Annotated in this window: 7 protein-coding genes; 2 read left to right on the top strand and 5 right to left on the bottom strand. The window is 25.4% G+C overall.

Translation table 11 applies throughout. The features are described from left to right. On the top strand, nucleotides 1–945 hold a 945-nt coding region (locus Q1J78_RS08360; protein WP_300277185.1), incomplete at its 5' end, for an AEC family transporter. A 60-nt stretch (nucleotides 946–1,005) separates the two neighbouring features. On the opposite strand, the gene Q1J78_RS08355 is transcribed toward Q1J78_RS08360, so the two are convergent. Genes Q1J78_RS08355 through Q1J78_RS08335 form a run of 5 tightly spaced genes read right to left on the bottom strand, consistent with a single transcriptional unit; the run spans nucleotide 1,006 to nucleotide 7,188 of the window. Then, nucleotides 1,006–2,403 (bottom strand): ATP-binding cassette domain-containing protein, encoded by a 1,398-nt coding sequence (locus Q1J78_RS08355; RefSeq protein ID WP_300277182.1) that lies wholly within the window; start codon nucleotides 2,401–2,403, stop codon nucleotides 1,006–1,008. Further along, the gene (locus tag Q1J78_RS08350) at nucleotides 2,396–3,106 is read right to left on the bottom strand and encodes an energy-coupling factor transporter transmembrane component T (protein WP_300277179.1); all 711 of its coding nucleotides are present in this window, start codon (nucleotides 3,104–3,106) and stop codon (nucleotides 2,396–2,398) included. Before Q1J78_RS08350 ends, Q1J78_RS08355 begins: the two co-directional genes overlap by 8 nt. A gap of 3 nt (nucleotides 3,107–3,109) precedes the next feature. Further along, nucleotides 3,110–3,706, bottom strand: coding sequence for an MptD family putative ECF transporter S component (locus tag Q1J78_RS08345; protein ID WP_300277176.1), 597 nt, complete (start codon nucleotides 3,704–3,706; stop codon nucleotides 3,110–3,112). 16 nt (nucleotides 3,707–3,722) lie between these two features. Further along, the gene (locus tag Q1J78_RS08340) at nucleotides 3,723–5,444 is read right to left on the bottom strand and encodes an ABC transporter ATP-binding protein (RefSeq protein ID WP_300277173.1); all 1,722 of its coding nucleotides are present in this window, start codon (nucleotides 5,442–5,444) and stop codon (nucleotides 3,723–3,725) included. Further along, on the bottom strand, nucleotides 5,428–7,188 hold the full coding sequence (locus Q1J78_RS08335; protein WP_300277170.1) for an ABC transporter ATP-binding protein: 1,761 nt from the start codon (nucleotides 7,186–7,188) through the stop codon (nucleotides 5,428–5,430). Before Q1J78_RS08335 ends, Q1J78_RS08340 begins: the two co-directional genes overlap by 17 nt. A gap of 162 nt (nucleotides 7,189–7,350) precedes the next feature. On the opposite strand from Q1J78_RS08335, the gene Q1J78_RS08330 reads away from it, so the two are divergent. Beyond that, nucleotides 7,351–8,334, top strand: a complete 984-nt coding sequence (locus Q1J78_RS08330; protein WP_300277167.1) for a helix-turn-helix domain-containing protein — start codon at nucleotides 7,351–7,353, stop codon at nucleotides 8,332–8,334. The last annotated feature ends 45 nt before the right edge of the window (nucleotides 8,335–8,379 follow it).

Here is an 8,379-nt window from a genome sequence, read left to right as displayed (position 1 = left end):
ATTTTAATTTTAGGGGTGATGTTATTGAGTTTTCAAAATATATTTGTTCAGGTTGCGGCATTATTTATAATTATATTGATAGGATATTTTGTAAGAAAATCAGGACTTCTCGACGAATCTTCAACTTCTAAGATGTCCTCTCTTGTTATGAATATATTTTTACCAGCAATGATTATAACTGCTATGCAAATACAATTCGACAAAACTATGGTTCCCAAAATTATTTCTTTACTTTTTGTATCGATAATTATGTTTGGAGTTTCTACTTTAATAGCTTTTTGTCTGAAATTTTTTATTAAATCTGATTCTAAACTCGGAATTTTTCAGTATGCACTTGTATTTTCCAATTGTGGATTTATGGGGTATCCTGTTGTAGAAGCAGTACTTGGTAAACAAGCTATTTTTTATACAGCTATATTTAATCTTCCTTTTAATTTTTTATGTTTTACGCTAGGAGTGTATTTTTTATCAAAAGGAAATAAAAAAGCAAAATTCTCTTTTAAATCTATGATTAATCCATCTATGATAGCCGTTTTTATAGGACTTATATTATTTGTTATGAGGGTAAAACTTCCTGTATTTATAAACAAGCCATTAGAACTTTTAGGTGATGTTACAACTCCTCTTTCAATGGTTGTTATCGGATCTATGTTAGCTGGTTCTTCTGCTGTGGAATGTTTTAAAAGATTTGATATGTATATATTATCAATTTTAAGATTAATTATAATACCAGTTGCAGTATTTATGGCTTTAAAACCTTTTAGTTTTGATTCTATTATTATGGCAATACCAGTAGTTATTTCTGCTATGCCATCTGCTGCAAATACAGCTATTATGGCTAATGAATATGGTTCAGATGTTTCTTTAGCATCTCAAGCAGTATTTTTCACAACTTTATTTTCAGTTGTTTCTATTCCTATTATAAGTATAATTTTACTAGGATAATAAATTAGATTAATAAATAAAAAAGGTTATAAATTAAAATATAATTTATAACCTTTACTTTTATCTTACAAACTCATAAATATTTCCACCACATAGGCTAATAAATTCATAATCATGAGTTATAACGATTACAATTTTTCCTTCATCTTTCATTTCTTTTAAATAATTAACCATAGATAATAATTGTTTTTTACAAAGTCCACTTGTAGGCTCATCTAATATGACAATCGGTTTTTTACTTGCTTTTGCAAGGGCAATCATCAGCCTTTGTTTTTCTCCACCAGATAAAATCTGTGGATGAAAATCTTTTTTATCATATAAATCTAATTCTTTTAATATTTTTTCCTTTTTATCCTTATCATCACTGACTATTGATATTTCAGACCATACTGATTCTGTGAATATCTGATAATTTACATCTTGCATAACCATAGAAATATAATCATAAGATTTTTTTACATAACTTTCTTTATAAAAAGTCTTTCCTTTACCTTTATATATATTTGATAATCTTTTAATAAATGTTGATTTTCCAACACCATTTTCACCTATTATAAAATTAATTCCATCTTCAAATCCAACACTTGTATTAATTATTTTCTCTTTATCAAATTTAACCTGAAAATCTAAACATTTTAAAACATTATTTTTTTCTAGTAAATTGTCATTTTGCAATAGATTTATTTTTTTATAATTACTTGAAATTAATTTATTTTTTGGTATTTCTTTAAATGATCTTAATATATACTCTTTTTTTATTTTTTCTTTGAAATCATCTTTTTTTAAATCTTCTTTTGAAAAAGTTGATATTTTCTTATCGGAAATTATAGCTAAAGTATCTAAAATATCCATTAAATAATAAAGTCTATGCTCTGCTATTATAACTATTTTCCCCATTTTTTTTAATTTTAATATGGCTTTTTTTAAAAGTCCTATAGACTCATGGTCTAGTGACGCCGATGGTTCATCAAATAGATATATTTTATTATCCATAGCTACTACACTTGTGATAGCTACTAATTGTTTTTCTCCACCTGATAAAGAAAAGATATTTTTATCCATAAGTTTTTCTGTGTTTAGAAGTTTTGTATATGTATCTATTTTTTCAAAAATCACTTCTCTATCTATATTTCTATTTTCTAATGGGAACGCAATTTCATCTGTTGATTCTAAACAATAAAATTGAGTTTTAGGATTTTGAAATACTGTAGATACATACTTACTCCTTTGTGAAATGTTTTTATCATGTATTGATTCTCCATTTAAAATTATTTCTCCAGAAATTTTCCCTCCACTCATTTCAGGTATTATTCCATTTAATATTTTTATAATACTACTTTTTCCAGTGCCAGAAAAACCAGTTAATACAAATACTTCTCCTTCTTTTATTTCGAGGTTTATATCTTCTAAAATGTTTTTCCCTTCATATGATAGATTTAAATTTTTAATATTAAGCATATTTCCCTCCTATATAAAAACTTATAAGTATGATTATTATAGAGAAACAAATATAATCAAATATACAAAATTTACTATCATACAAATACGTTCTTTTTTTATTGACCTGCATACCTCTTGTCATAGCTGAAATAGAAATATCATCAGCAGTTTTTGTCAAAATCATAAGTAAAGGTATTATTCTATACTCTACAAATTTTATTGGATGGAAAATAAGTTTTCTTATTGTAAGTCCATGTAAATACATTGCTGATTTTATTTGAGAGTAATCTTCTTTTACTGTTTGGAAAAATCTAGCCATTACTGTAATTGGTATTATCATTTCATCTGGAAATTTCATTTTTTTCATAGAGATAGTTATTTCACTCATATTTGTACTTGTTAATGCATATTTTCCCATCATAAGTCCTGGTAACATTTTAAGAACAATCATAGATATAAATAAAAATAGTGAATTAAGTAATCCTCCAATTCTTCCCATATAATATACTTGAATAAATAGTGCGATTAATATAAGTATAAACCCTTTTACTACCGTTTTATATTCTTTTTCCATCATTAAAAAGAAATATGGTAATGCAGATGCAAATATTGCTATTGGTAAAAACTTTTGCTGTAGATTTCCAAGTAATAAAATATATGAAAGAACTACTGTCATAGCTAACTTTGTTCTAAAGTCAATTTTAATAACTTTATCTCTCAAGATTTATACCTCCGCAATCATCCCTGCTTTTACAAAATGTTTTTTAAGCATTTTTATACCTATACTACAACCTATGTATGTCCCAACTACACCTGATAAAATTAATGGAATAAATGACCAATTAGGTAAAACACTTATTAATTTATTTGCATATTCTATTCCATATCCTGTATCTATTAATTGTTTGATAAATGCATCTCTAGTTAAAAATACTGGAATCCAATTCCCCATAAAATAAATTGCTGCTACTGAAAAAGCTTTTCTTGCATAATTAATACTTTTATATTCTCCTTTTTTAAGAATATACTCTCCTAAAATACCCGCTACTATTGATGTTAAAATTATCCAAGGTCCATGTCCACTTGCTACAAAAACTAATGCTAATATCATCTGTTGTGTAAAAAGCATACCTTTTTTGTGAATTTTTGTAGAATAAAGCATATAAACAGGTCCTGCTACTACCCCAGAAACAAATGGTACTATTGTCATTAATACAGGTATAAATCCAAGCATTCCTCCTGCAAATAGTGCGATAAATATAAGTACTGAAAATAATCCTATGTTGATTAAATCTTTTACGTTTAATTTATTATTGTCCATAATATTTTTTCTCCTTTTAATATTCAAATTTCTCTGCTAATGAAGTTTTCTCCATTAAATCTTTATATATTTTAGATTTATATATAAGCTCTTCGTGAGTTCCCTCACTTTCTACCTTTCCATTATCTATAACTACTATTTTATCTACATTTTCTATAGATTTAAGCCTATGAGAAATTATAAGTACTGTTTTATTATTTATAAGTTTATTTAAACTCTCTTGTATCTTATTTTCATTATCAACATCTAATGATGCAGAAATTTCGTCGAGTATTATAATAGGTGCATTTTTTAAAAATGCTCTTGCTATAGATAATCTTTGTCTTTCTCCTCCTGAAAGACTTACTCCATTTTCTCCTATAAAAGTATCGTATCCATTAGGAAGTTTTTCAATAAATTCTTCACAGTTGGCTAATTTTGCTGCTTTTTTTATCTCTTCATCTGTAGCATTAATATTTCCTATTCTAATATTTTCTAAGATAGAAGTATTAAATAATGTTACATCTTGAAATACAATTGATATTTTTTCAAATAATGATTTTGTAGATATTGTTTTTATATCTTTACCCGATATATTTATTGATCCATTATCATAATCATAAAGTCTTGATACTAATCTTAATATACTTGTCTTTCCACAACCACTCTTACCAACTAAAGCTGTTACTTCATTTTGTTTTGCTGTAAAAGTTATATCGTCAAGAACTTTTGTATTTTCATCATATGAAAAAGAAACATTTTTTAATTCTATATCATAGTTTGATATTTCAGAATCTTCTCCTTCTTGAGTTTTAAAATCTCTAATTTCATTTATACGATTTATCATAGCATCTATATAAAATAACTCTACTATATTTAATCCTATACCTTCTGTTAATTCCTTTATTTTAATGGCAACTATAAAATATCCAATAAAATATAAAATATTTATCTCTTTACTTAAAAGCATATTCGAACCTAATATAACAATTAATACTAATGGTAAATATAATATTATAGATGATATAGAACTTACTAAAGCTCCTGCTATTTCAGCTGAAAAATGTACTTTTTCTCCTTCCTCAACTTCTTTATTTAATTTATCTTTTATTTCATCACTTAATCCAAAACTTTTGATTTCTTGTTGTAACTCTATTGCTTCTTGAAAACTTTCTGAATTTGCTCTTAATTTTTTATAATATTTTAAATTTCCTTTAACCTGTAATTTTTTTGATAAAAACATAATAGCAAAATAAGATAGTATAGGAATAACTACACATAAACCTAATTTTAAATTGCTACCTATCAATAAAATTATCATAATTATAAAGAAACCTATAAATCCCATACACTTTGCAACTGTATGAGATAAAGCGTGTTCTATTCCTGCTACATCACTCATAATAGTCTGAGCTAGATCACTTAAATCATGCTTTGAAAAATACGATAAAGGTAATTCTCTAAGTCTTCTAGCAATATCTATTCTTAAATTCTCACTTTCTTTATATGTCCCATTGTATAAAGCATTATATTCTTTGCTTAAAAAGAAAAACATTACAACAAAAATTATTATTCCAATTAAACAATAGACAATTGAATTTTGTAGATTATCTGCTATTAGTCCATCTAAGAAAAACATTAGAAACATAGCTGGAAACATATTAACAAAAAAGGTTAAAAAACAAAGTATACTTGCTTTTATTAAATCTTTTGAGCCTTGATCTGTTAAAGCTAGTCTTTTTTTAAGATATTCCTTCATTTGTAACCCTCCATTCATTTGCTAATTTATATGTATCTTGAAGATGTTTATACAAAGTATCTTTTTGCATCAATTGTTTATCTGTTCCTCTTTCAATAATTTTTCCGTTTTCTAAAACTAAGATTTCATCAACATTTTTTATAGTTGTCAGCCTATGAGCAATCATTATAACTGTTTTATTTTTCATAAGATTTGAAAATGCTTTTTGTAATTCATATTCACTATCGGCATCTATAGATGCACTAGCTTCATCAAATATAACTATTTTTGAATCTTTTAATATTGCTCTTGCTATTGCTATTCTCTGTTTTTCTCCACCTGATAAATATACTCCTTTAGAACCTATAAGTGTATTTTCTCTTTCATCAAATTTTTCAAGTATACTATCACATCCAGCTAACTTCATAGCATTTAAAACTTCTTCTCTTGTAGCATCTTTTTTTGCTATTAGAACATTTTCATAAATACTTTTTTTGAAAAGTTTTGAATCTTGAAAAACAAATGATATTTCTGATATAAGAGCTTCTTTTGAGTAATCAGTTATATTTTTATTTCCTAATTTTATCTGTCCATCATTTACATTGTAAAATCCTGATATTAACTTTGCTATTGTAGATTTTCCACTTCCACTAGGACCTACTAATGCATATGATTTTCCTTCTTCTAGTTCAAAATTTAACTTTTCAAATATTAATTTCTCCTCATTATATCCAAAACTAACATTTTCAAACTTTATATTATGAGATTCAAATTCTGTTTCTGTTCCAAATGTAAGAGAATCTTCTTGCATACTTTTATAAAGATTTTCTAATTTTGAAATAGCGTCATCTGCTTGGAATATGTACATTGATATGTACATTACCTTTGTTATCTGTAAAAATATAGCTCCACTTAAAATAATAATCATTATCAACTCAAGAGATAAAATTTGCGGCTCATTATAAAGAATTTTAGCCGCTGCAACAATAGGAATTAATACACTCATTATACTTAAAAATATTACTTGGAATGATACATATGGTTTTTTACAACTTAGAGAATAATCTAATGCATATTTAGCATAATTTTTTATAGATTCATTTAAAGCTTTAAAATTTCTAACATCAACCCCAAATATTTTTATAATTTGCATTCCTCTTACATATTCAACTGTTTCTTCACTTAAATTTTCTAGTGAAGTTTGATAAATTTTCAAAAATTTTTTTTCTCCAATCATAAGCTTCATAGATAATCCACTTAACAAACTGAGTAATAAAAGTATTATTCCTACTCTAATGCTTATAAAAAATCCAACTGCTATAATTAGTATTGGCATACAAAATGCTCCAGAACTATCTGGAATTAAATGAGCCACTGCCATATGTGTCTGTGAAGCATTATCATCAATAAATTTTCTTATTTTACCAGATGAATTTACATCAAAGAATTTAAAACTAGCTTTAGTGAGTCCATCAATACCATATTTTCTAAGATTAGTTTCTAATCTAAAAGCAAATATATGAGATAGTATGAGTGAAAAGAAATATAATAATCCTGCTAGAATAAATAATCCTGCTATCTTAAAAGCATAGTACTTAGCAGTAAGCATATCATGCGTCAATACTAATTTTTCTAAAAATAAATATATAAAATAAAACGCACTAACTTGAAGTATAGCTGAAGACATAGAAAATATTATTGTAAATAATATATAGTATTTCTTTTCTGGTGCATAATTTATCAACTTTTTATATACTTTAAACATATCCTTACCTCCTATTATAAATTTATTCTTATTAGACATTTAAATTAATTAATTTAATTTTTTCTGTAATTATTGTAGCATTTACATAGATATGTTACAATAATCCCTAGTTAATAATGTCTAATTGGGATAATGTCTAATTGGGAGATTGAGAGGTATTTTATGGAAAATTTTGATTCTTTAATAAAAAGTTTAGGGTTTAAATTATGTAAAAATAGTTGTAAATATCCTTCTATTGGAAGTACTTTTTGCATTCATAATGAAGATATGGACGGATTATATTGGTATTATGAAACTGATTCTTTTATAATTAATATTCATGATTTCTTTATAAAAAAAGAGTTCTTAATAAACTTTACTTCTGATATGAGCCACCTTTTTTCATTATCATCATCTTATATAATTTCTGGAAATGGTGAGGGCTTTTCTCCTTATCAATATTTAACTTCCCACACTTTGTATGTAGTTGATACTTCTAAAAATAAAAATTGTAGATTTTTAATGCATGCTAACTTTCCATTTTTGAGTGTTGGCATAACTTTTAAAGACAAAATTTTTAAAGACTATGTAGAAAATCATAATGAAATAAAAAATATTGATATATGTGAAATATTTTATGATACAAGAGAGCGTATAATAAAACCTCTAGAAAAAATTTCAAATGAAATTTTAAATTGTAATATGAATTCTCCTGCATTAGAAATATTTTTTGAATCTAAAGCTAAGGAATGGTTTAGTATAATTATAGACTCTTGTCTTAATAAAATAGAAAAAAAAGCTATTTCTAAAGTTGATGATGAAGCTATTGAAAATGTAGCTAATTATATCAATGATCACTATTCTTTTGATTTATCTCAAGAATTACTAGAAAAAATAGCTATGATGAGTGGTACTAAAATGAAAAATCTATTTAAACAGAAATATAATATGAGTATAACAGAGTATACCCAAAGAAAAAGAATGAATATCGCAGAAACATTGCTTTTAACTACTTCTCTTGAGATTGGTGATGTTGCAAAAGCTGTAGGATATTCTTCTCATAGTAAATTTACAACATATTTTAAGAAATATAAGGGATTTTATCCTAAAGATGTGAAGAAATTAAGTTCTAAAAAACAAGATTATTCTTATGACTGTAAAAAATAAGTTTAAGGTAATGTAGGAATTATTTTGGGTTAAGTTCTTTGATTT

The sequence above is a fragment of the Peptacetobacter sp. genome (assembly GCF_029264495.1).
GTDB lineage: Bacteria > Bacillota > Clostridia > Peptostreptococcales > Peptostreptococcaceae > Peptacetobacter.
The sequence above is the reverse complement of the archived record's forward strand: the minus strand, read 5'-3'. Positions and strand labels throughout refer to the sequence as shown.

Coding starts and splice junctions, on each gene's coding strand:
- Q1J78_RS08335 (WP_300277170.1), bottom strand. CDS start 7,188: ATGTTTAAAGTATATAAAAAGTTGATAAATTATGCACCAGAAAAGAAA.
- Q1J78_RS08355 (WP_300277182.1), bottom strand. CDS start 2,403: ATGCTTAATATTAAAAATTTAAATCTATCATATGAAGGGAAAAACATT.
- Q1J78_RS08340 (WP_300277173.1), bottom strand. CDS start 5,444: ATGAAGGAATATCTTAAAAAAAGACTAGCTTTAACAGATCAAGGCTCA.
- Q1J78_RS08345 (WP_300277176.1), bottom strand. CDS start 3,706: ATGGACAATAATAAATTAAACGTAAAAGATTTAATCAACATAGGATTA.
- Q1J78_RS08330 (WP_300277167.1), top strand. CDS start 7,351: ATGGAAAATTTTGATTCTTTAATAAAAAGTTTAGGGTTTAAATTATGT.